Annotated in this window: 20 protein-coding genes; 5 read left to right on the forward strand and 15 right to left on the reverse strand. The window is 53.2% G+C overall.

The window, feature by feature from the left end:
• Positions 1-128: 128 nt before the first annotated feature.
• Positions 129-1484, reverse strand: a complete 1356-nt coding sequence (locus OLTU_RS05790; RefSeq protein ID WP_141731811.1) for a hypothetical protein — start codon at positions 1482-1484, stop codon at positions 129-131.
• Between the two features lie 454 nt (positions 1485-1938).
• On the opposite strand from OLTU_RS05790, the gene OLTU_RS05795 reads away from it, so the two are divergent.
• On the forward strand, positions 1939-2292 hold the full coding sequence (locus tag OLTU_RS05795) for a DUF421 domain-containing protein (RefSeq protein WP_176736363.1): 354 nt from the start codon (positions 1939-1941) through the stop codon (positions 2290-2292).
• 19 nt (positions 2293-2311) lie between these two features.
• Positions 2312-2656: a carboxymuconolactone decarboxylase family protein gene (locus OLTU_RS05800; RefSeq protein ID WP_141731813.1), complete on the forward strand. Its 345-nt coding sequence runs from the start codon at positions 2312-2314 to the stop codon at positions 2654-2656.
• Positions 2657-2666: 10 nt separating this feature from the next.
• On the opposite strand, the gene nqrM is transcribed toward OLTU_RS05800, so the two are convergent.
• The 10 genes from nqrM to OLTU_RS05850 form a co-directional block, all read right to left on the reverse strand.
• The gene (nqrM, locus tag OLTU_RS05805) at positions 2667-2948 is read right to left on the reverse strand and encodes a (Na+)-NQR maturation NqrM (protein ID WP_218109862.1); all 282 of its coding nucleotides are present in this window, start codon (positions 2946-2948) and stop codon (positions 2667-2669) included.
• Positions 2932-4152, reverse strand: a complete 1221-nt coding sequence (gene nqrF / locus OLTU_RS05810; protein WP_141731815.1) for an NADH:ubiquinone reductase (Na(+)-transporting) subunit F — start codon at positions 4150-4152, stop codon at positions 2932-2934. Before nqrF ends, nqrM begins: the two co-directional genes overlap by 17 nt.
• A 19-nt stretch (positions 4153-4171) precedes the next feature.
• Entirely contained in the window at positions 4172-4777 is a 606-nt protein-coding gene (gene nqrE, locus OLTU_RS05815; RefSeq protein ID WP_141731816.1) for an NADH:ubiquinone reductase (Na(+)-transporting) subunit E, read from the reverse strand.
• A 12-nt stretch (positions 4778-4789) separates the two neighbouring features.
• On the reverse strand, positions 4790-5413 hold the full coding sequence (locus tag OLTU_RS05820; protein WP_141731817.1) for an NADH:ubiquinone reductase (Na(+)-transporting) subunit D: 624 nt from the start codon (positions 5411-5413) through the stop codon (positions 4790-4792).
• Positions 5406-6197, reverse strand: a complete 792-nt coding sequence (locus OLTU_RS05825) for a Na(+)-translocating NADH-quinone reductase subunit C (protein ID WP_141731818.1) — start codon at positions 6195-6197, stop codon at positions 5406-5408. The genes OLTU_RS05820 and OLTU_RS05825 overlap by 8 nt, the downstream gene beginning before the upstream one ends.
• Positions 6194-7450: an NADH:ubiquinone reductase (Na(+)-transporting) subunit B gene (locus tag OLTU_RS05830; protein WP_141731819.1), complete on the reverse strand. Its 1257-nt coding sequence runs from the start codon at positions 7448-7450 to the stop codon at positions 6194-6196. The genes OLTU_RS05825 and OLTU_RS05830 overlap by 4 nt, the downstream gene beginning before the upstream one ends.
• On the reverse strand, positions 7450-8784 hold the full coding sequence (locus OLTU_RS05835; protein ID WP_141731820.1) for a Na(+)-translocating NADH-quinone reductase subunit A: 1335 nt from the start codon (positions 8782-8784) through the stop codon (positions 7450-7452). The genes OLTU_RS05830 and OLTU_RS05835 overlap by 1 nt, the downstream gene beginning before the upstream one ends.
• A 246-nt stretch (positions 8785-9030) precedes the next feature.
• Positions 9031-9885, reverse strand: a complete 855-nt coding sequence (locus OLTU_RS05840) for a PA4780 family RIO1-like protein kinase (protein WP_141736747.1) — start codon at positions 9883-9885, stop codon at positions 9031-9033.
• Positions 9886-10020: 135 nt separating this feature from the next.
• Entirely contained in the window at positions 10021-11619 is a 1599-nt protein-coding gene (locus tag OLTU_RS05845; RefSeq protein ID WP_141731821.1) for a hypothetical protein, read from the reverse strand.
• Positions 11620-11766: 147 nt separating this feature from the next.
• Positions 11767-13554: an AMP-binding protein gene (locus OLTU_RS05850; RefSeq protein ID WP_176736365.1), complete on the reverse strand. Its 1788-nt coding sequence runs from the start codon at positions 13552-13554 to the stop codon at positions 11767-11769.
• 243 nt (positions 13555-13797) lie between these two features.
• Between OLTU_RS05850 and OLTU_RS05855 the strand changes: the two genes are divergently transcribed.
• A complete protein-coding gene (locus OLTU_RS05855) occupies positions 13798-15399 on the forward strand; it encodes a sodium:neurotransmitter symporter family protein (RefSeq protein WP_141731823.1) in 1602 nt (533 codons plus the stop codon).
• Between the two features lie 168 nt (positions 15400-15567).
• Positions 15568-16032 (forward strand): AAC(3)-I family aminoglycoside N-acetyltransferase, encoded by a 465-nt coding sequence (locus OLTU_RS05860; RefSeq protein ID WP_141736748.1) that lies wholly within the window; start codon positions 15568-15570, stop codon positions 16030-16032.
• 185 nt (positions 16033-16217) lie between these two features.
• Here OLTU_RS05860 and OLTU_RS05865 read toward each other — a convergent pair whose 3' ends face one another.
• Genes OLTU_RS05865 through OLTU_RS05880 form a run of 4 tightly spaced genes read right to left on the reverse strand, consistent with a single transcriptional unit; the run spans position 16218 to position 20428 of the window.
• Positions 16218-17330, reverse strand: coding sequence for an N-acetylneuraminate synthase family protein (locus tag OLTU_RS05865; protein WP_141731824.1), 1113 nt, complete (start codon positions 17328-17330; stop codon positions 16218-16220).
• Positions 17327-17983: an acylneuraminate cytidylyltransferase family protein gene (locus tag OLTU_RS05870; RefSeq protein ID WP_141731825.1), complete on the reverse strand. Its 657-nt coding sequence runs from the start codon at positions 17981-17983 to the stop codon at positions 17327-17329. Before OLTU_RS05870 ends, OLTU_RS05865 begins: the two co-directional genes overlap by 4 nt.
• A 14-nt stretch (positions 17984-17997) precedes the next feature.
• Positions 17998-19299, reverse strand: a complete 1302-nt coding sequence (locus tag OLTU_RS05875) for a glutamate-1-semialdehyde 2,1-aminomutase (RefSeq protein WP_141731826.1) — start codon at positions 19297-19299, stop codon at positions 17998-18000.
• Positions 19283-20428 (reverse strand): radical SAM/SPASM domain-containing protein, encoded by a 1146-nt coding sequence (locus tag OLTU_RS05880; RefSeq protein ID WP_141731827.1) that lies wholly within the window; start codon positions 20426-20428, stop codon positions 19283-19285. The genes OLTU_RS05875 and OLTU_RS05880 overlap by 17 nt, the downstream gene beginning before the upstream one ends.
• Between OLTU_RS05880 and OLTU_RS05885 the strand changes: the two genes are divergently transcribed.
• Entirely contained in the window at positions 20427-21518 is a 1092-nt protein-coding gene (locus OLTU_RS05885) for a glycosyltransferase family 9 protein (protein ID WP_141731828.1), read from the forward strand. The two genes, OLTU_RS05880 and OLTU_RS05885, sit on opposite strands and share 2 nt — an antisense overlap.
• Positions 21519-21560 lie beyond the last annotated feature (42 nt).

Raw genomic sequence — 21560 nt, forward strand, 5'->3', positions numbered from 1 at the left:
CAATTCACTCGGGCGTGGCATCCCTTTCATTTTACCGAAAGTCCAGCACCCCGTGAAGCTTTAGGCAATTTTTTCCGGGGAAGAGCGGGAACCATAGTCCCCGAACTCCCACGTGAATGAAACCCGGATTAGGGTTTGATCATCCCGGCCAGCTTCAAAAGTTTTCGGATCGCGTCACCGTGCTTATGAATCTCGGGATTGGGCTGATCCTTGTTGTCCATGCCGTTGGGCAGGAAAACCATATCAGGATGGAAGTTTACGCTCGAACTCAGCCATTCACCGGCCAGGATCTTCAGCCTGCCATCCGCCGTAGGCCTGGCGTCATAATAGAGACGATATTCGTAGGCTGGCGCCGCAAGATCCGAGGCCAGGCTGGTTGAGGAACCGTTGACCCCTGGCCGCTGGCGGATCATCCAAGGGAAGGCTTTGACAATCAAAGCCTGAGGCTTGTGGGGATCCTTATGTATATTAAATGCCATGCGGAAGAGAGGTTTCGACCAGATTTCAGGACCTGGTTCCTCGTCGATAATAAGGGGTTTCTTTTGATGGCCCAGGAATTCCTCGATCAGGCGGTGGAACGCCTCAGGACGCAAATCCTGAATCAGTCCGTCGGTAGCCGCCAGGCCCTGATAGCGACGACCAAAAATCCTTGGCTTATAGCCTTCGTAATATTTGATGGCGATGGCCTTGAGATCGGCGGTTGTGAAGGTGATCCCATCCACGGTCACGCCTCGTTGCGGTTCGCTGGTCAGAATGGAGGCCATCGCCCAGGCATCGCAAAGACCTTCCCATCCGGCTACGCCGCTATCATAGTGCTCATTCTCCCAGCCGACCGATTGACTTGCAAGGCCCTGGGTGGCAAGCCAGGCATCCAGCTTCCACAGAGGAGAATTTTCACCCTCATACATCTCCTTGCCAAGCTTGGGATACCAGTAGGCGGCCCAGGGGGTTTCCCCTTCCGGCGTGCTGTAGGTTACCGTTTTGCTCCGATCCGTCGCGCTGTCCGCAATGATCGCGGGATCGATCGTCAGTTCACCAAAAGCTTCAAAAACTTCACGAACGGCGTCCGTCTCTTCCTTTTGATAGGAAATGGAAATAGGCTCATCCTCATCATGGGCAGCCAGGATCTGCCGCAATGATGCGTATCGCTCCTGAATGGACGTTACATCGAGCTGTCCTTTGAGGTAGGAATCACGAATCTCCATAAGTTCATTGAGATCCAGCTGAGCCACATAGAGAGCGTTGACATCGCCAGCTTCTGCAAGGGTTTTGACCTCCTGCTCCTTGGCATCAATCTTCGCCTGGATTTCACTGCATAGAACCTGAAGTTCGGGTTTGCAGGTGGGGGTGATGGGCTGATCAGGGGGTTTGCCCACATTGGTTTGATTTTCGATGTAACGATACCTGGTCTCATCTTTTTTTCCCTGGCAGGCCATGGGAACGAGCAAAGGCAGAATAAAGGCAAACGTCTGACAACACTTCATGATGTCTCCTATGGGAATAGGGATTTTTGAGCTTCATCAGCTCGGTCTCATGATGGGCCCCTTTTGCAGAAGTTGTTCCAAAATGGAAACAGATGAGAGTCAGCTTCAATGATGACGTGTCCACGGAAATCGCTGAAACCTGTCGCGGAAATAATACAGTGGTGATTGCTTTTTCATGCAGGGAGCCACGGCACATGGGGGTTTTTCGGGAAGGAGCCGTACCGCGTTAGGTAAGATGCAGGATATTCTTAAACAGGCCCGGCGTGTACCCTGACGTGTGCATCGCCTCATGGATTGAGAATATACTGTGAAATTCTTTCCCGACAATTGGTCCAGCATCTTTGCATCTGAAGCCCCGCTCCTTGAACTTTTTGCGCGCGGATCCACCTTATATTTTGCCATCCTGGTCTTTCTGCGGCTTATGCCCCGACGCATCGGAGGTGAGTTGGCTACGATGGACCTGGTTTTCCTGTTTCTGATCGCCGATGCCGCAGCCCATGCGCTGGGGGGATATTCGACCGTAACCGATGGCTTGATTGTCATCACAATCCTGATGGGATGGAATTTCCTCTTCAACTTCCTCAGTTTTCATTTTCCCTTGATCGAGCGTCTGGTGTCTGCACCCTCGCTGCAAGTCATACGCAATGGTCAACTCATTCGTCGTAATATGCGGCGTGAGTTTTTGACGGAAGATGAATTGATGGAACATTTACGTCTGCAGGGTATTGATGATTTGAAAGAAGTTAAGGCCGCGTATGTTGAAGGCGAAGGTCAAATCACTGTTGTCTGTCATAAAGAGTCGAAATAGCCATGCCATGGAGGATCGAATGGAAAATCACATGTATCCGCACCCATCCAAGGAAATCTCGCAGAAGCGATCGGAGCTGACCCCCGAGATCAGCCAGGCCTTTGCGGAGTTCAGTAAGAAAGCACTCGCCGACGGGGCGTTATCGGCCAAGGTCAAACAAATCATTGCCGTGGCGGTCGCCCATGTCACTCAGTGCCCATACTGCATCAAGGGCCATACCCAAAGCGCATTGCGCCACGGGGCGAGCGAACAGGAAATTATGGAGGCGATCTGGGTGGCCTCCGAAATGCGTGCGGGTGCTGCTTTCGCTCACTCGACGATCGCCCTTGAAACCATGCAGCAGGCAGCGCAAGCGAAGTTGTAATCAGATCGTGCTAAATCCCAGGAGTGGATCGCGGGCTATCCGGTCCTTCGATGCCTGCCGACCTTGCGATTTCCTCCTGCCTTTTTGGACATTTGTCCTGTTCCTCAGGCGGTGCCCCGCATATCTCGCAAGGCGATGAATTGCCAATGAGACGACGCATGCCGCCACAGCTGCCGCGCAACGGCTTTCTGCTGAGGATCACCCCGAGGGCCATCAGCAGGAAAAAGATGACAAAGCCCAGGAGGGCGTAAAGGTAAATCACCTCATAAACCTCCTCATCCGCCGAAATCATCAAACAGGATGTTATCGTCTTCCACACCCAAACTGTGTAAAAGATCGATCACGGCTTTGTTCATGGCGGGTGGACCGCAGATATAGAATTCGACATCCTCGGGTGCCTCATGCTGGCTGAGATAATTGTCGAAAAGCACTTTATGGATAAAGCCGGTATAACCTTCCCAATGATCCTCGGGCTGCGGATCGGACAGCGCCACATGCCAAGTGAAATTGGGGTTTTCGCGCTGCAGCATATCAAAGTCTTCCACATAGAACATCTCGTTGCGACTGCGCGCCCCGTACCAAAAGCTGATCCTGCGCTTCGTTTTGATGCGTCTGAGCTGATCAAAGATATGCGAACGCATCGGGGCCATGCCTGCCCCGCCACCGACGAAAATCATCTCCGCCTGAGTATCCTTGGCGAAAAATGTTCCATACGGGCCTGAGATATTCAGCTTGTCCCCTGGCTTCAGACTGAAAAGGTAGGAGGTCATTCGCCCTGGAGGCACACCCGGTTGTTTGGGAGGCGGGGTCGCGATGCGCACATTGAGCATGATTAGGCCCTTTTCCTCGGGATAGTTCGCCATGGAATAGGCACGAATCGTGGGCTCATCTGTTTGGGATCGCAGCTCAAAGAACTTGAAGCGATTCCAATCGCCGCGAAATCGATCCGCGACGTCAAAGTCCTTAAACGCAATGTCATAGGGCGGAGCTTCGGTCTGGATATAGCCGCCCGCCCGAAAGTTGACCGTCTCACCTTCCGGCAGATCGAGGACGAGTTCCTTGATAAACGTCGCCACGTTCTCATTGGAACGTACGGTGCATTCCCATTTGCGCGATCCGAAAACTTCCGCCGGCACCTCAATTCTCATGTTCTGCTTGCAGGGAACCTGGCAGGAGAGCCGAATACCGTGGCGTGCATCACGTTTGCTGATATGGTTGAGCTCGGTGGCCAGGATTTCGCCACCACCTTCCAAAACCCGCACTTTACATTGGGCACAGGTCCCGCCGCCTCCACAGGCGGAGGAAACAAAAATCTTATGAGCGGCCAGGGCATTCAGGAGTTTGCCGCCCGTGGGAACTTCAATATTGCGCTCGTCGTTGACGGATATCGTAATGTTGCCAAGACTCACCAGTCGCGAGCGGGCCAGAAGAATAATGGCGACCAGAGCCAGTACGATGCTGGTGAACATCGTGACGCCGAGGATAATCTCCAGCATGCGCTCACCCCCTCTCCTGCTACAGTTGGATGCCCGAAAAGCACATGAACGCAAGAGCCATCAGACCCGCTGTGATAAACGTGATGCCAAGCCCACGCAATCCAGCGGGAACATCCGCGTACTTCAATTTCTCACGGATTCCCGCCAAGGCTATGATGGCCAGAGCCCAGCCAAAACCCGAACCAAAGCCATAAACCGCGCTTTCACCCAGGGTATAGCCGCGTTCCACCATAAAGAGCGAGCCACCCAGAATTGCACAATTGACCGTAATCAAGGGAAGAAAAATGCCAAGGGCGCTGTAAAGCGAGGGGACATATTTATCCAGTCCCATCTCCAGGATTTGAACCAGGGCTGCAATGACACCGATATAGGAAATGAGGCCAAGAAAAGTCAGATCAACATGAATACCGATCCCGGCCAGGGCACCTTCTTTCAGCAGATGATTGAGCACAAAATAATTGGCCGTGACCGTGATGGTTTGAACCACCATCACAGCGATGCCCAGGCCAATGGCCGTTTCAATTTTCTTTGAAACGGCCAGAAACGTACACATGCCCAGAAAGAAGGCCAGGGCCAGATTCTCAACAAAGACGGATTTTAGAAAGAGGCTGAAATAATGTTCCATAACCAGAACTTTCTATTTTTCAATCTGTTCTTTTTTCCACATCCGCAGGAGCCAGATAAAGCCACCAATGATAAAAAAAGCACTCGGCGGCAGAAGCATCAGGCCGTTGGGCTGATACCAACCGCCATTGGAATGGACCGGCAGTATTTCAAAGCCGAGCAGGGATCCCGTTCCCAATAATTCCCGGACAACGCCCACACAGAGCAGTATCACGCCGTAACCCAGGCCGTTTCCCAGACCATCCAAAAAGCTGATTCCAGGAGGATGGGACATGGCGAACGCTTCGGCCCGTCCCATGACGATGCAATTGGTGATGATCAGTCCCACGAACACTGAGAGTTTTTTGCTGATCTCGAATGCATAGGCGCGCAGGACCTGATCGACGACGATCACGAGCGAGGCGATGATGGTCATCTGCACGATGATGCGAATGCTGCTCGGGATATGGTTGCGTATCAGGCTGATGGCAAAGTTTGAGCAACTGACGACGCATATGACCGCCAGTGCCATGACTGCTGAGGTCGCCAGACTGTTGGTAACGGCAAGTGCGGAGCAGATGCCAAGGATCTGAAGGGTGATGGGGTTGTTTCGAAAAACGGGATCGAAAAGCACATCCAGGGGACGCTCGCTAGCCATGGGAACCTCCTTTGCTCCTCAGTCTTTCGAGATAGGCTCCGTATCCGTCCTCGTTCGTCCAGAAGCGCAGCAAGTCATCCACGCCGTCGGTTGTTATGGTTGCACCCGAAAGTCCATCCACCTTGTGGACAGCCTCAGAGCTCTGTGGATTGACCTGACCCTTAATCACTTCAAGTTGATACTGACCATTTGCGTCCAGAAGCTTTTTTCCAGGCCATATGGCTCGCCAGGCAGGATTATCTATTTCACCTCCCAGCCCTGGAGTCTCGGCATGTTCATAGAAGGTCAAACCGACAACCGTGTTGGCATCGCCTTCAAGGGCCAGAAGACCCCAAAGGGTTGACCAAAGGCCCTTGCCATGAACAGGCAGAACCACGGTGGCCAGCTGATCACCTTCGTAAATTTCATAGACCACATTGTACTCGGCACGAACACGGATGCCTGCGATGTCACGGTCAGGAGGCACAGCCACGCTGGTCTCCGGTTCCTTGGCTGCCTGACGCGCATCAAATGTTTCCGGGTTGATGGAATCCATATACTCACCCGAGGCCAGATCGATGACCCGGGGTTTGACTTTGGCTTCAAAAATTGCATTGACGTCCACATCTTCATTGTTCGGAAGCAAGCCTGCCGCGAGGAGTATGTTGCGCCTTTTATCAAGGGCCTTGTTGAACTCCTGCTGGGGCCGCAGGATAACAAAAGATGCTGCGACAACAACGGAACAGGCGAGGCAAAGGACAAGAGCCACTAAAAGAGTATAGGAAACACTTTCCTTGGCACTCATGTGGCCCGCCCTCCGGTACGCACAGCCCGCCGCTTGATATTCTGCCTCAGAACCAGATAATCAATCAGCGGCGCGCAGACATTGCCAAACAGAATGGCCAGCATCACGCCCTCAGGAAAAGCCGGGTTCAGAACGCGCACCATGATCGTGAGAAATCCAATGAGAAACCCATAGATATATTTGCCAGCACGGGTCATGGCTGCCGAAACCGGATCGGTGGCCATGAATACGGCTCCGAATGCCAGGCTGCCGATCGCCAGATGCCAGATGGGGTCAACACTGAACAAGGGATTGGTGTCGCTGCCGATACTCTGGAGCAGGAGGGCAAACCCGGCCGCGCCGATCAGCATGCTGACCATGATTTGCCAGGAGCCAATCCCGGTCAGCACCAGGACAAGGGCCCCAAACAGGCAGGCAAACTTTGACGTTTCTCCCATGGAGCCGGGCATCAGTCCGATGAAGGCTGTGTTGAGGTCAAGACCCGAGCTCTTGATTCCTTCCACACCCTGAGTGGCTGCAATGCTCAGCGCTGTCGCTCCGCTGAAGCCATCGACGCGCGTGGCAGTGAGCAGCGTCTGTGGGTCCATGGCGGTCCAGATATAATCGCCGGTCATTTGCGCAGGATAAGCAAAAAAGATAAAGGCACGCGCGACCAGGGCCGGATTCAGAAAGTTTTTCCCGGTTCCTCCGAATACCTCCTTGCCGATCACCACGCCGAACGAAATGCCAATCGCCACTTGCCAGAGGGGGATGGTCGGCGGCAGGGTCAAAGGAAACAGGACGCCGGTTACCAAAAATCCTTCGTTGATCTCGAGTTTGCGGACAGACGCGAACAGGACCTCCCATAGGCCGCCGACAATATTGGTCACAAGAAAAACGGGAATGAAATAGAGGGCACCATAGACAAAGTTGGAAAGCCAACTTGTGGCATCAAAACCAAGGCCAAGCGCATTCATGACGTCCGAACGCCAGCCACCAGCTTCCGTGAGACCCAGGCGATCGAGAGCCAGGTTGCCCTGCAGGCCCGTGTTGTACATGGCCATGTAAATGCAAGGCAGCAGGGAAATGACAACGGTAAACATGATGCGCTTGAGGTCGATGGCATCACGGACATGCGAAGATCCCTGGGTCACAGCACCGGGCGTATAGAGAAAGGTATCCACCATCTCATAGATCGCATGAAAACGCTCATATTTTCCGCCTTTGTCAAAATGCGGATGGATGCGGTCCAGGACATCGCGAAGCGTTTTCATCATCCCTCCTTCTCAATGATGCGAAGACAGTGACGCAGCAGGGTTGCATAATCGGCTTTCGTCGGACAAACAAAGGTGAGAAGACCGACATCGTCCTCATCCAGCTCCAGGGCTCCCAGCTGCTGAGCGGACTCACTGTCCCCGATCAAGAGGGACCTGAGGAGGAACGTCGCTTCAATATCGAGAGGCATGACCTGCTCATAGCTGCCGATAGGAACCATGGCCCGCGGACTGCCGCCGGTCGTGGTGGTCAACGGGTACTTCTTTCCTGGTCGCAGTAAAGATGCAAAGACGCGCTTCACGGAAAACTTATTCAAGCCCGGCATCTGCCAGCCAAGGAATTCCCGCTCACGCCCTTCATGCAGAGCCACCACCTGCTGATGATAGCGTCCCAGGAAGGCTTCCGTCCCTTGCAGACGGCGACCATTATAGACGGAACCCGAGATCACGCGGACGTCACCTTCGTGAAGCTGACCACTGGTGATTTCCATGAGATTCGCTCCCAGGGGGACGCGAGCGTGATGAGGGTCCCGTACCGCAGGTCCCGCCACCGAAATGACTCTTTCGCTTTGATATAAGCCCTGGCGGAAGAGGTGGCCTATGGCCATGACATCCTGATAGCCGCAGAACCAGACGGTTTTTTGCAGGCCGACCGGATCCAGGAAATGAATATGCGTTCCGGCGAGACCCGCGGGATGGGGCCCTGCAAAATTCTGGACGGTAACTTCGGGCGGGAGGGCCAACTCAAGATCAGGTGACTTGCAGACGAAAACCTTCCCCTGGGTCAGACCTCGCAGGATGATCAATCCCCAGTGCAGGTCTTCGGTGTTTCCGTGGATAACGGTGGCCACATCCGGTGCCAGCGGATGGCTATCCATCAGCGTGACAAAGATGCTGTGAGGTTCGGATTCAGGCGCAGGGATTTTGTTATAGGGACGGGTGCGAAGGGAAGGCCAAAGACCAGCTGTCAGGAGTTGTTCGACCAGGGTCGTGCGTGGGAGCGAGGGGAGATCACTGAGGCGGTATCTTGGAAAACTGACGCTTTCCTCCCGATCCCTATGGATTTCCAGAACTTCAAATCGCCGCCGCTCCCCTCGGTGAATGGCCGCAATGTGCCCAGCCGCAGGAGCAGTAAAGAGAACACGCGGCATGCTTTGATCGAAAAACAAGGGCTGCCCTCGTCGCACCAGATCACCGGCTTTGACGAGAAATTTTGGCTTGAGATCGAGATAGTCATCGCCAACCAGGCCTAAAGTGTTGATGGTAACCTGTTTAATCTGCTTCCTGGGTTCGCCCGTCATCGGCAGATTCAGACCCTTTTTGATCTTGATCATAAGGATCACCGATCCTATCTGAAAGACGGTCCATGGGTTCGAAAACCTGAGGCAGTCTTTCCTGGTTTTTCGGTTGTGCGGATTCAGGTCATATTTTGTCTTTCATGGTGTCGTTCATCGAGGTCAATATACCCTCAGAGAATGGACGAGTCATCCGACTTCTCCGCTGATTCCTCAAGGAAAGTACCCATTAAAGCAGGCTCCACCTTGGTTCTGCATAATGTCTACCATCACGCAGAGTGGGCCTTAGGGAGATGGCTCGGACTTTTTCCGCAATCCGCGGCGGCTCATTTCCTCTTCGCGTGCGTCTTCGATCTCATCAAGGACGGCTTTGACGTTGGCCTTCTTCGTGCTCTCTTTGAAGAGACCGGTGAGCGGAGTATCCGGCTTGAGCTTGCCGCCTTCATAGAGTTTCCAAATTTCCCTGGCGTAGTTGGTGTCGAGGATTTCAGGAGCATAACGTCCAAAAAAGGCCGCGAGCTGCACCAGATCCCGCTCGAACAAAGCGAAGGCATTGTTCGCTGTGGCTTGAATGGCTTGTGGAAGATCAATAATCACGAGGCCATCCTTGGAAACCAGCACATTGAATTCCGAAAGGTCTCCATGCACAAGGCCTGCGCAAAGCATCTTCACCGCTTCACGGATGAGAACGCGATGATAGTCACGCGCTTCTTCAGCTGTCAGCTGGACATCATTGAGCCTCGGGGCCGGTTCACCATTCTCATCGGTGATCATTTGGAGCAGGAGCACGCCCTCATGGTAGCCGAGCGGTTGGGGAACCTGCACACCGGCTGCTGCCAGATGATAGAGGGCGTCGACTTCCGTATTCTGCCACTCCGCCTCGCGCTCCTGCCGCCCATAACGGCTACTGCTTTCCATCGCCCGTGCGCGACGGGAACTGCGAACCTTGCGCCCTTCGGTGTACTGGGCCTTTTGCTTGAACGAACGGTTTTTCGCATCTTTATAGATCTTGGCACAGCAAAGCTGCCCTTCGGCCTGGACGATGTAGACTTCGGCTTCCTTGCCGCTCTGCAGTTGACCCACGATGCTCTCGATCATCTGCGCATCGACGAGGGGTTGTAAACGCTTCGGTATTTTCATAGGGTCCATATGAGATTGTGTGAGTTCCATGACACACGGTGTCATACCATAAGAATACTCATGATGAAAGTTGATGAAGTTGGGGGCTGTCAGAGGCATGGGTCCTCTGACAGTTTATTTCTTTGATTTTACTGCTTATTGGCCAGAGGCATAGGTCGGAAGAATTTCGAAATCCTGGACCAAATCGCGGGCCTTGTTCCTGTCGGACTGCATATTCCAAATCGACTCATATCCCAAAGTCCTCGCTTGGGCTTCCTGTTCCTTGAGTGCCTTCTTCATCCCAGCAATCAAGTCATTTTTGCGAAGAACAGTGTCGAGCGATTGGATGTGCGTGAACCTGGTGCCGGTCCATGGCATGCCAGGCTCATCGTGCACTTCACCTTTGGAATAAAGGGTGGGAACGGTATAAGCATTCGGCTCACCGACGATGCGAAAGGTCATGGATGTGGTCATCCCATCGACTTCAATTTCAACGGAAATCAATCCGTCCACACCCAGATCGCGCATCAGCTGCATATCCGGTTTGTCGGCTGGAAAGGTCGAGGACGTCAGCCTTGGGGAATTCAGGGATCTCATTCCTTTGAAACTGCGGGAGATGCTTTCCTTTGTGTAGACATCGGGGATGGCATCGAATTCCTTATAGACTGAAGAGTTCAGGACTTTCTCAGGCGCGATGATGGTGATGCCGAATTCTTTCTTAAACATCCTGCTGAGGCCGTCATGGAATTTTTTTAGAGCGTTATCCCAAGAGGCGAGGGGAACCTCATTCTCCGATTTCTCGTGCAGCCTGCCGCGAATGGAAAGCGAGGCTATCGCGAATTTCCTGGCCTGGGAGAGAGGTTTCCCATGGGATGCATTCGGTTTGCTGACGGCGTAAGCCACCTTACGGGTTCCTGCGGGCAGTGTCCCTGATACTTCAATTCCAGCGACAGCAGGAGACTGGCCGCTCACTGTAACAGGCATCCAGGCCCAGGCCATGGCAATATTTTGGGCCGAGCCGACCCCGGCGACTGTCCCGGGCATGACATTGAACTGCTCCACGAGCACGTAGTTTGCACCTTCAACGATTTTTGAAGAGGTTCCGAGAGAATGATGTCCAAAGGCGACGGCGGGAATTTTGAGGATTCTGTCAGCCTTGAAGACTCCAATGTGGGCGAAGTTGCGTCCTTCCAGGCCCTCCGTAACCAGGGCAACGCGGACGAAGGAGTAGGGAGAAAAGTCGGCGAACTCCAAGGTCATGTCCTTCGATAGATCGACCCTGGCCGCTTGTGAGGCTCCATTGACAGAAATCAATTTCAACGCCTGGGGCGGCTGAACAGTAATTTCCGTCGTCTGACCGCTGGTCGTGACGATGCTGATCGTTCTGGGCTTATGATCGAGCCCATCGAAGGTGCTGGAATAAACGCCCCTGCCCGCATACTGCATGTCCATGCCGTCCAGCTTGACGGTTCCATCGATCCGCCGGGAGCCGACCGTGTCACGGGATAGGCAACTCAGGGTAATTCCCGTGCCACCTTCCTTCCAGTCCTTGCTAATCAAGGTCATCTCCTGGGTGTTCGCGCCGGTTGGGTAGAGATTGGTAATGGAGCGGGTCTGTATCGCGCACGTCGAGAGGTCGGCCGTGCTGTCGATGATCTCTTCCACGACTCTTTTTGCCGACAGCGAGACACATCCGTTTGTCATGGGAACCCATGAAACTGCGGCCATCATTGTGGCCAGCCTGACTGCTTTCATGACTTTTTCCTCAAAGGTTAATGCTGATGGAATATGTTAACCCATCAAGCCAATATTGCACGCATAAAGTGGCATGGATTGATTTCGAGGAAGGGTGAACCAGAGGTGGGGGAGAGGGACGGGCCTTTGGACAAAGGCCCGTATGAGTTACTTGCTGCTCGTCGCCAGCTTTTTCACTTCGCGACGCAGAATCTTGCCCACGGGCGATTTCGGCAAATTGTCAGCAAAAACAATCTGCGAGGGACGCTTGTAGTTGGTCAACACTTCGCTCAGAGCCTTCTGAAGCTGCTCCCTGGTCACGCTCTCATCGAGAGGCACGGCATAGAGCACCACTTTTTCGCCCGTTTTTTCGTCCGGTAAACCGATGGCGGCACATTCCTTGACCAGGCCTGTGGCCATGACCTTGGCATCGATTTCGTTGGGGTAGACATTGAAACCCGAGACGAGGATCATATCCTTCTTTCTATCCACGATTTCAATCATTCCATCCTCGGCAATCGTGACGATATCCCCCGTCATCAAATAGCCGTCATCGGAAAAGATACGGGCGTTTTCTGCTTCCATCTTCCAGTATTGAAGCATCACTTGCGGGCCTTTGACCAGCAATTCACCGCGGACCGATGGGCCTGCGCCCAAGGGCAAGTCCTGGCCCTGCTCATCTCGCAATTTCAAAAGGGTCTGGGCCAAAGGATAGCCGACCGATCCCACTTTAAGGCGTTTGACATCGGCCACAGCGAGCAGGGGACTGGTTTCGGTCAAACCATAGCCATCCAGAATGGTGGTCTGTGTGCGTTTTTTCCATTCGACAGCGACGTCCGGTGAGGTCGCCATGCCTCCGGATACGATAACCAGGCGAGGGTCCAGCCGAACATTTTCAAAGTCCTTGCTGGTGAGCAGGGCCTTCAAGAGAGTATTGATCATGGCACATAGGGCAACATCAGGCAGGGTTAACAGACCGATCAGTTTCTTCAGTTCGCGAGGATTGGGAAGGGTCACAATGGTGGCCCCTTGATCCACAGTGGCGGCAAAGAAGCCGCAGGTCAAGCTATAGATGTGATAGAGGGGAAGCGGAAGCACAACCTTGATATTGTTCGCGTCGGCGCTTTGTCGGGCGATGGTCACACGGGTTCGAAATTCTTCTGAAAAGGCGACTTCCGCCTGCTTTGAATTGATCAGCATATTCATGTGGGAAAGGGCCGCGCCTTTGGAAACACCGGTAGTTCCGCCGGTGTATTGCAGAAACGCGATATCCTTGCCCTTGATGTTCTTTTCCCTGGCGCGAATGGCCGCCAGCTGCTCGGGTGAGGGCTGGGCGAGAATAGTGCGAAACTCTGTGGTTTTAAGGTTGGCCGCGAACGCATAGGCCGGAACCATTTTTTTGATATGCCGTACAGCGAAGTTCAGCACCGTGCGCTTGGGCCAGGGGAGAAGGTCCCCAACCCGGGTCACGATCACTTCCTGCAGTTCGGGAACAATGGCTTCCGCTGGGCTTTTGGCAACATTCTCGAGCGTGATCAGAATCTTCGCCCCTGAATTCCGCAGCTGGTATTCGATTTCATCTTTCGTATATAGGGGGTTGCAATTGACGACAATGAACCCCGCCTTAAGCACGCCGATCAAGGAAATCAAATATTGCGTGAGATTGGGCATCATGATGGCCACGCGATCCCCCACCACCATGCCTGGCCGGTTCATGAGGTAATTTGCGACCGCGTCGGATAACGCGTCAAGTTCGGCAAAGGTATGGGCATGGCCGAGGCATAGGGCTGCCTCCTTATGACCCGATTCCTTGACACGTTGATGCCATTGCTGAGCAAGGTTTTCGAGGCCATTCAATTCATAATTCAGAGGGCGGCCGATACCAGTGAGACACTTTTGCCAAAAGGCTTTGACAGTTTGATCATCAAGTCGAGAGGCCTTTTCCGCTAGTTCCATACCTGCTCCTGTGAATTCTTTCGTTTTAGAACGAATGACCGTAAATGCAAAACGTCCTGAAAGCATTTTCGGCACAAATTGAAATGAGTGGAATTTCCAAACTTGAGTTCTTGGTAAGACTCGGACCTTGATACCATCAACGGAACCCAAAGACTGGATTCGGATTCAGCTGGACAGAACACCGAGGTCCCGCTAGAAAATTGGCAGAGGGTATACTTCTTTGATGGCTTAAAGGGATGAGTGGTGGCGCAGGACAGGAAAAATCAAGCCCCGGAACAATGGGGCTCGCGTATCGGGGTCATTTTAGCTGTTGCAGGATCCGCCGTAGGGCTCGGAAATTTTCTGAGGTTCCCCGGTCAGGCCGCTCAAAATGGAGGCGGGGCCTTCATGATTCCCTATTTCATCTCGCTCCTTGTGCTCGGCATCCCGCTTTGCTGGGCTGAGTGGACCATGGGCCGTTATGGTGGATCCAAAGGCTTCAATTCGGCTCCTGGCATCTTCAGCGTCATCTGGAGAAATCCTTTGGCGAAATATGCGGGCTCTTTGGGTGTGATGATTCCGCTTGTGATTTACATGTATTACGTCGTGATCGAGGCCTGGTGTCTGGGTTACGCTTTCCATTATCTCTCCGGGGCGCTGCTCCTGGGTGCGGAGCCGGGAGCGTATGGCAATTTCTTTAATAAGTTTGTCGGCGTGGAAAGCAATGGATTTCTCTACACGGGCGGCCATGGCCAGGTCCTTGGTTTCGTCTTGTTTACCTTCCTGCTCAATTTTATTTTGATCTATCGCGGCGTCAGCAAAGGGATTGAGAAGTTCTGTAAAGTGGCCATTCCTGTGATGGTTATCGCTGCCAGCTGTGTTCTTATACGGGTTCTGACGTTGGGTACACCCGATCCCAGCCGACCTGAACAGTCTGTATTGGGTGGGCTTGGGTTCATGTGGAATCCGAACTTTGACGCTCTCATGGATCCGAAAACCTGGCTCGCGGCGGCAGGGCAGGTTTTCTTTACTCTTTCGGCTGGATTTGGGGTCATTATCAACTACGCAAGCTATCTGAAGCCCAAGGATGATGTGGCCCTGAGTGGGCTGACGGCCAGCAGCATGAATGAATTCTTTGAGGTTTGTCTGGGTGGACTGATCACCCTGCCGGCGGCCTTTATCTTTCTCGGAGCAGCGGCCGGAGGGTTTGGAACCTTTGCTCTGGGTTTTAACGCCTTGCCGAATGTTTTTGCCTTGATGCCCGGGGGGCAGTTTTTTGGGTTCCTCTGGTTCTTTATGCTGTTTCTGGCGGCGATCACGAGCAGTCTTTCCATGCTGCAGCCTGTGATCGCATTTTTGGAAGAAGGGTTTGGGCTCAAGCGGCATGCTTCCGTTGCCTTCCTTGGGCTGATTACGGCGATTGGATCAGGCTTCGTGATCTATTTTTCGGAAGGTCTGGTTGCCCTCGATATGTTTGATTTTTGGGTAGGGACGACTTTGATCTTTGTGCTGGGGATGGTGCAGGTCTTCATCTATGGATGGGTTTTTGGGATTGAGAAAGGTGAGGCTGAGTTGCATCGGGGGGCTCATATTCAAGTGCCTCGGGCGGTTCAGTATGTTTTGAAGTATGTCTCGCCGGTTTTCCTGGCGGCGATATTTATTGCGTTCTGTTACAACAACGTTCCTGGATATATTGATACGATTTCCAGGAATCCAGTCGCTCTCCTGTCCGTGCTGTTTATTCTGGTGATCCTGGGTTTTACGTTTCTCCTGGCGCATATCGCGGGCAAGAGATGGGAAAAGGACGGACGGTTTGAGGGTGCGGGGCTTTCCAAAGGAACTCAAGCGGAAAAGGCAAGGCGATGACGGGAACAGGTTGGTTGATTATGTTGGTTTCCATGACATCTGTTATTGGACTGCTCGTGTATTGCCTTTTTAAGGTTTTCAGTCTGCCCTCAGTTGAGGTGGAAGAGCACATGCAGGGACAGCCATTTATTGATACCAAGGATACGAAGAATGGGGATTGAGCGAGAGATGCGATTTGTCTTTGAAAAAGTAGCTCCGAACGATCTGAATTCCATGCGTGAGCTCCTGGAAGTCTATGCTGTTGCGTTCGAGGATCCCGCTTCCTATAGGTCCCGCCCGCCTTCCGATGACTACCTCAGAGCCCTTCTGGCCAAGGAGACATTTATCACAATCGTAGCCAGGCATGAAGGGAGAGTTGTTGGTGGGCTGTCGGCTTATGTGCTTGAAAAATTCGAGCAGGAAAGAAGCGAAATCTATATTTATGACCTTGCTGTCAGTGAGGGGTTTCGAAGGAAGGGGGCAGCCCGAGGGCTCATCCATCATCTGCAGAATATGGCAAAGAGTTACGGAGCGTGGGTTATCTATGTGCAGGCTGATAAAGGGGATGAGCCTGCCATAAGACTTTATGATTCGATGGGGACGCGAGAGGATGTCTTGCATTTTGATATCGACACAGATAAGACTCTAAAATGACTCGATATTTGGGGTGCCGTCAACGGCAATAAAGTTAGGTGTCTGATGGGCCGACAATGGTTGAAACCTATGGGAGGCTGCCTATGAGTGACCTTGATATTGATGATTACAACGAAGACTGCAGTGCTTATATCCACTATTTGAGTTTCGAAAAGACACCTGAGGGCAGAAAGTATCTGCAAGGCTTAACGGATAGCTTGCACAAGTTCCAGCTGAAAGCCTTCCTGACCAGGCTGCTCAGGGCTTGAGGATTCCGCCAGATCAGCCCAAAGGATGGGTTCATCCTGCTCCAGGTTCCGGTTCAAGATCTTATGGCAAACCTCGTGGAAGTGGTAGGGGGCAAGACCAATTCCTGGCGATTTGAGACAGAGGTGTTCCTCGGTCAGCCGAGTGCCAGCGGGGATTGCCGTCCGTGCGTAGATTGATTTTGCCATTTTTATTCGAGCCGGTTCCTGTTCCTGAAGGTCATTGTCGCGTCTTGCCTGAAGAGCGAGGTCCGTGGCCCGAAGCTCTTCAACCTGCTGACGCAATTCATTCGGCTCCAAAGAAAAGGCATGATCAGTTCCCTTCAGCTGCCTATCCAGCGTGAAGTGCTTTTCCAGGACCATGGCGCCCAGGCTGCGGGCCAGAACGCCAGGCAAAGTTCCTTTGCCATGACATGAATATCCAACCGCAATCCGCGGATATCTCTTTTTCAGCAACGAAATCCGCGAAAGGTTGAGTTTATCTGCCGGCGTCGGATACATGGCGACAGCATGCAAGAAACAGAAATCCACCTCGAATCGCATCAGACACTCATAGGCCCGATCCACATCGGCAAGAGTCGCAGCCCCGGTTGAGATCAGCAGAGGTTTCCCCAGACGCGCGATGAATTCGATCAGAGGAATGTTGGTAAGGTCCGCCGAAGCCACTTTGTAGGCCACGACGCCAAGCTGCTCACAAAAATCGACACTTGCATTATCAAAGGGCGTTACGAGAAAATCCAGTCCCAGGCTCTCGGCACAGTCCTTCAGGGCTCGATACTGATCAAAGTCAAACTCCAGGGCTTCACGATGCAGGCCGTAAGTTGGGCCGAAGCTTGCCGAACTCCGATAAGGGCTATGGAAGAACTGAGGAGTGAAAAGCTCCTGATTATTCCGCTTTTGGAACTTCACGGCCTGCACGCCGCATTCACCCGCATGCCGGATCATTTTTATAGCCTGACCCATATCACCCTGATGATTGTGTCCAATCTCGGCGATCACGTAGCAGGGCATATCCGGAGCTATCCTGTGGCGACCCAGCGTAAATCCAATCATGAGTTCATTTCCGCATATATTTTTTGGGCCAGCATGAATTGAAAGGGCTCATCAATGTCGATGGAAATACCACGGATGGGGAAAAGGAAAGGTTTCCGTCCAATGACATAATTGTACTTCAGGATATCCCGTTTCCTCATGATGGCCATGGATTCGAAGGAATAGAGCGGGGGCAGGTCCTGTGACCAAGGGTGCCATGGGCCAAAGTTAAAGTTCACCCCCTGGCCTCGTTCATCCAACAGGAATTGTCTAACCGGACTGACTGTCACAAGGCTATCATGCTCATGCTCGATCGTGTTCCAACAGTCGCGCACAGCCTGAAAGGCGTCGAATAATGGGGCCACCACTTCCACCCAGGCCACGGCCTCATCCGGATCAGCCGGAACCGTGTCGACCAGATGGGTGACGACATCGGACCATGGGGTCACATCGTCGGCAAAAACCGGATCACGCAGCAGAAAGTGAACGCCGTGACGTTCTACGATCGGGCGCTTGCTCTCATCGTCGCAGGATACAAAGATGTCCTGAGGCTCGAAAGCCCGCAGCAGCTGTTCGATCTTGATATCCACCAGACAGCGACCTTCGTGAAATGGACGCCAGTTCTTGTCCTTTACCCTTGATGATTGAGCTTTCGCTGGGACGATTACCTTCATAATGGCTCCGAGGTTTAGTAAAGAAAAACAGGTCTCGCGACCGGGCCGCGGAGATGCTCCCGCATGGTTCCTGCCTCCAGCACTTTCGCCAGCACTGCAAAGCTCTCATCCGCTGCAGCAAGGGTCATGGTCAGCTCGTCGTGTCCATGGGACAGGCTTATGCAGATGCGCTCCATGAGAATATGGCGCTCGATCATCTCCTGCATGAAGAGTGTTTTCAACTCGTAGGAGAAGCTGCCCTCCTCAGAAGCAAACCACAGGCTGGGGCGGCAGGGCAGACCACGAACTTCAACCCTTGAGGAGAGACCATGGCGCTCAATCCGCAGCCTCAGTCCTTCCTGGAGGTCAGCGCCGTACTTCCAAATATGGGCGATGACATCCTGATCTTCGAACCTATCAAGTGTTGCCAGTGCAGCGGTCAGCCCTACCAGCTCCGAGCCATAGGTACAGGAGAGCAGGAACACAGGACCATTCATGTTGCCATGTTCCATGATTTCACGCCTGCCCACGAGAGCCGCGCATGGAAAGCCATTGGCCATGCCTTTGCCGAAGGTCGCCAGATCCGGCGTGACATCATAGAAGAACTGAGCGCCGCGTAGATGCCAACGGAATCCGGTAATGATCTCATCGAATATCAAGAGCGCCCCATGGCGGTCGCAAAGTTCTCGAACACCCTGCAGGAATCCCGGCTGAGGACTCTGGACATCGGCCGGCTCCATGATCACGCAGGCTATGTCGCGCCCTTTTTCAGCGAAGAGCTGTTCAAGTGAATCCAGATCGTTATAACGGAATTTCAAGGTGAGGTCCCGGACAGCCTGCGGCACGCCGCCGGCTCGCGAAGTCGATCCAATGAACCAATCACAAAAACTATGGAAAGGCTGTTCCTGACAGCGTACGACGTAGGAACCTCCGGTGTGGAAGCGGGCCAATCGTATGGCGGCTGACGTGACATCCGATCCATTCTTGGCGAACTTAACCATCTCCGCGCACGGTATGAGATTACAAAGCCGCTCGGCCAGCTCACCCTCAAGTATGGATGGACGGGTAAAGGCATTGCCACGTTCGAGCTGCCTGCCGATGCGCTCCGTGACGGAAGGAAAGGCATGGCCGAGGGAAACAGCGAAGATACCCATGCCGTAGTCAATGTACTCCTGTCCGTCCGTATCCCAACAGCGTGCACCCGATGCACGGTCGATGAAGGGGGGAGCATTCCCGGGAAACTGATCGTCGGCTTTGGAATAGGTATGAGCTCCGGCGGGAATGAAGCGGTGCGCGCGTTCTCGATAATAAAGAGTCGTCTTATTCGTAGAATTCATGGAGCACCGGAATATCGCATTGTGTTTTGCAGAAGTGGCCTTCGGGAAATCCACCGTCGGTATGCATCGCCCGCAATTGCTGGTAAGCTTTGCCGTTCCAAATCTCGCTCAGCGACTGCTCGTTCGCATTGCCGAGATTAATGTGGCCCTCGTAGTCCAGAGGGCAAGCAACGACTGTTCCATCATAGAGTATCGTCATGGATGACCAGGGAAATTCGCAGTAACGGAGCATGTATTCCGATTCATTGGAAGGTGCTCCCTCCTCTTCATAGAGCCAGCGATTATGCTGGTTTTTCACATAGACAAGAACATTGTGCTTTTCCCAGAAGTTCAGGAACTCATCGCAGGCAGGATCATCCGCCCGGAACCTCAACTTCGTCATGACAATTCTGGTTTTCCGGTTTTTTTGTTCCAAAAGGTTCAGGACATCGAAGATCTTGCCCAGCGTTTCGTCATATGTTTTGTCGATACGTCCACGGTATTTTTTCTGAGTCTCCTGGTCCATCCCGTCGAGGGAGAACTTCAGATAGGTGAGCCCAGCATCAGCCAAGGCATCGATCACTTCAAGACGAATGTTGGTGGGATTCATCGAGAAATAGGTGGGAAGCTCACAGGCTGCCGCAAAAGCCACTTTTTCATGGAGTTTCGGATCGAAAACCGGCTCACCGAAGCCATGAAGCGTCAAGGAGCGCGCACAAATTTCATAATAGAATCGATCCTCGGCAATGGCAACGGACCCCGGCATGCGATCCCGGTGCACATGCTGGCTCCAATCGTTCCAGGATTCACCATCATGCGGAGCGATCTGCGACGTTATGCGACTAAAAAGATCCAGCGGCATGTGCCCGAGCCGGCGGGTCATGAGTGTCGTGCGTGGACACATTACGCACTTCATGTTGCAGACATTTGTGGTTTCGATCTGGTAAACATGTGGCGAGATGTCTCTCAGCTTTTCAAACTCTTCACCGATGTTCGGGGGCTTCCGTTGATTGACAACAGCCTGGCGCAATTCGCTGGACCGGCGTACGAAATTTATGTCGAACATGTGTTTGCTCAGTATGGCCAGGGTTGACTTCCATGGTAAATAGTTTGATTCGTAGAAAAAATCAACCTGAACCAGGGCTCTCATGGAAAGTGAATACGTCCACGTCGTGATTTACCGTAGCGGTGGCATAGGTGATGTTGTGCTAGCCACTTCATGCATGGACATACTTATGGATCTGGGCCTGCCCATGAAGGTGTATTGGTTGGGTCGCGAACCAACATTGAGTATCCTGTCGGAGTCCTATCGGTGCATAGTCCCTCTTGCGATCGATAGCGCAGCAGGATTAGGGGCCAACCTCACCTATGCTCTCAAGAGAGTGGCGCAGGCGGATCTGATTATTGACCTGCAGAAATCCGCAAGGTCCCAGCTGATTTGCTGGAGACTGGCCTTGCGATACCGAAAGCGCGTCCATAGCTGGAATAAAGCCAGCATGGCTCGCACACTGATGGTGATCCAGGGCCGGGTTCGGAGGCGCATGCCGTGCCCTGAGCAGGAGCAAAGATCCCTCAAGCCACGATATTTTCTCATGGCGGAGTGTCTCCATCGAGCTCTTGGCTTATCTGATCGTGCAGTCCTCTTGAAAGCGCGACCGCGACTGCCGCTATCGCCTGGTTTGCGGCATCAAGGAGAGCAGCAATACAGGCTTGGGATTGGACTCGGGGCCCTGCACCCAGGAAAGGAGGCTCCCCTCTCCGTTTTCCTTGCCATCGTTGAGGTGCTTCTACGCAAGTCGACCGAGGCCGGTATTCCCCCTTCGCAGATCAGCATTATCTGTTTAGGTGATGAAACCATTCGGGGCAGGGCTTCAGAGTTCTGCCGTCAGCTCCAAACACGATGCAGGATACTGGATTGCACAGGTCAGACGAGTCTCGTCGAGGCCGCCGCGATTCTGCGTTCCACCCAGGCGTTTCTTGGAAATGATTCCGCCTTGGGACACCTCGCGGAGGCGGTAGGCACGCCCGTCGCTATTCTTTTCGGGCCAACCATCGAAGGGTTTGGCTACGCACCCTTTCTTCCGGGGAGTGCTTCCCACTCCATTCCTCTCGGATGTCGACCTTGTACCAAGGATGGCGCCACAAACTGTCGTTATCATGATCGCCGATGTTTTACGGGAATTGATCCCGAGGCCGTGGCCGGGCAAATCCTATGGCTATGGAAGGAAGCTGACCGATGACGCCTCGAAACCATCGATCACCGTCTGCAGTTTCAAAAGCAT

It is taken from the genome of Oligoflexus tunisiensis, from assembly GCF_001748245.1.
GTDB classification, from domain to species: domain Bacteria; phylum Bdellovibrionota_B; class Oligoflexia; order Oligoflexales; family Oligoflexaceae; genus Oligoflexus; species Oligoflexus tunisiensis.

Excerpts from the sequence above, each read along its gene's own strand:
- OLTU_RS05830 (WP_141731819.1), bottom strand. The coding sequence starts at position 7,450 with ATGAAAACGCTTCGCGATGTCCTGGACCGCATCCATCCGCATTTTGAC.
- OLTU_RS05870 (WP_141731825.1), bottom strand. The coding sequence starts at position 17,983 with ATGAAGGTAATCGTCCCAGCGAAAGCTCAATCATCAAGGGTAAAGGAC.
- OLTU_RS05860 (WP_141736748.1), top strand. The coding sequence starts at position 15,568 with ATGCGATTTGTCTTTGAAAAAGTAGCTCCGAACGATCTGAATTCCATG.
- OLTU_RS05875 (WP_141731826.1), bottom strand. The coding sequence starts at position 19,299 with ATGAATTCTACGAATAAGACGACTCTTTATTATCGAGAACGCGCGCAC.
- OLTU_RS05840 (WP_141736747.1), bottom strand. The coding sequence starts at position 9,885 with ATGAAAATACCGAAGCGTTTACAACCCCTCGTCGATGCGCAGATGATC.
- OLTU_RS05845 (WP_141731821.1), bottom strand. The coding sequence starts at position 11,619 with ATGAAAGCAGTCAGGCTGGCCACAATGATGGCCGCAGTTTCATGGGTT.
- OLTU_RS05790 (WP_141731811.1), bottom strand. The coding sequence starts at position 1,484 with ATGAAGTGTTGTCAGACGTTTGCCTTTATTCTGCCTTTGCTCGTTCCC.
- OLTU_RS05835 (WP_141731820.1), bottom strand. The coding sequence starts at position 8,784 with ATGATCAAGATCAAAAAGGGTCTGAATCTGCCGATGACGGGCGAACCC.
- nqrM (WP_218109862.1), bottom strand. The coding sequence starts at position 2,948 with ATGATTTCGGCGGATGAGGAGGTTTATGAGGTGATTTACCTTTACGCC.
- nqrF (WP_141731815.1), bottom strand. The coding sequence starts at position 4,152 with ATGCTGGAGATTATCCTCGGCGTCACGATGTTCACCAGCATCGTACTG.
- OLTU_RS05850 (WP_176736365.1), bottom strand. The coding sequence starts at position 13,554 with ATGGAACTAGCGGAAAAGGCCTCTCGACTTGATGATCAAACTGTCAAA.
- nqrE (WP_141731816.1), bottom strand. The coding sequence starts at position 4,777 with ATGGAACATTATTTCAGCCTCTTTCTAAAATCCGTCTTTGTTGAGAAT.
- OLTU_RS05800 (WP_141731813.1), top strand. The coding sequence starts at position 2,312 with ATGGAAAATCACATGTATCCGCACCCATCCAAGGAAATCTCGCAGAAG.
- OLTU_RS05795 (WP_176736363.1), top strand. The coding sequence starts at position 1,939 with ATGGACCTGGTTTTCCTGTTTCTGATCGCCGATGCCGCAGCCCATGCG.
- OLTU_RS05865 (WP_141731824.1), bottom strand. The coding sequence starts at position 17,330 with ATGATTGGATTTACGCTGGGTCGCCACAGGATAGCTCCGGATATGCCC.
- OLTU_RS05825 (WP_141731818.1), bottom strand. The coding sequence starts at position 6,197 with ATGAGTGCCAAGGAAAGTGTTTCCTATACTCTTTTAGTGGCTCTTGTC.
- OLTU_RS05820 (WP_141731817.1), bottom strand. The coding sequence starts at position 5,413 with ATGGCTAGCGAGCGTCCCCTGGATGTGCTTTTCGATCCCGTTTTTCGA.
- OLTU_RS05885 (WP_141731828.1), top strand. The coding sequence starts at position 20,427 with ATGGAAAGTGAATACGTCCACGTCGTGATTTACCGTAGCGGTGGCATA.
- OLTU_RS05880 (WP_141731827.1), bottom strand. The coding sequence starts at position 20,428 with ATGAGAGCCCTGGTTCAGGTTGATTTTTTCTACGAATCAAACTATTTA.